Raw genomic sequence first — 826 nt, forward strand, 5'->3', positions numbered from 1 at the left:
AGTGTCACCTGTGCTTCTAATAACCTAGACCCATTCCCTTGTAAGGAGTGAGGTTTTTAAAGTCTCTGTTCCTGTTATGGGAAGAATAATCGAAGTAAGGTTCTTCGGTAAACTTTGCGATTTTTCAAACATCCTTTGAGAGTCCAAGCTCATTTTGAAGTTAAACCCTCATCTATAAATTATTTTGCGAGTTTTGCCCAAATTTTTCCGGCTATTAATTTGACCAAAATATTGATTAATACAGTTATTTATTTATTTATCACTATTCCTACATAAAATAAACTTCTTTACCCAACCTTCAAGATGTAACTCTGTTTTTTCCTGTCTGGTTGTATTGATATCTCTGTTGAAACTGCAACAAGAAGACATTAGATGCCGAATTGTCAAAATTTTTTAGTGGGTTATCTCATTCTTGTACTCCAACTCCAGAAGACTTAACACTTTCTCTTCTACGTTGATTGCAATACCTACCGAGCGATCGCTTGTCTTCCCTAAGTCCTTGTGACTCTAAATACTCAAGCACTTGCCCAACACATTGCTCAACGGTAAATTTATCTGTCAAACAGGTAATATCTGGATTGATTGGTTCTTCGTAGGGGTCAGAAATGCCAGTAAAATGTTCTATTTGCCCTGCCCTGGCTTTTGCATAAAGTCCTTTAACATCACGGGATTCACAAACGGCTATGGGAGCTTTAACATAAACTTCTATAAAATTAGCAGAAGTCTTTTTGAGTTGTTCTCGAACTTCACGATAGGGGCTAATTGCAGCAATGATCGCAATTATGCCATTGCGACTGAGTAATTGGGCAACAAAACCAAGACGACG

General features: G+C 37.5%; 1 protein-coding gene. It reads right to left on the reverse strand.

Annotation, left to right across the window (positions count from 1 at the left end):
• Window positions 1-406: 406 nt before the first annotated feature.
• On the reverse strand, window positions 407-826 hold a 420-nt coding region (locus tag HCR01_RS38080), incomplete at its 5' end, for an adenylyl-sulfate kinase (protein ID WP_193201037.1).

The sequence above is a fragment of the Nostoc sp. MG11 genome, from assembly GCF_014904695.1.
In the GTDB taxonomy this organism is placed as follows: Bacteria; Cyanobacteriota; Cyanobacteriia; order Cyanobacteriales; family Nostocaceae; genus Komarekiella.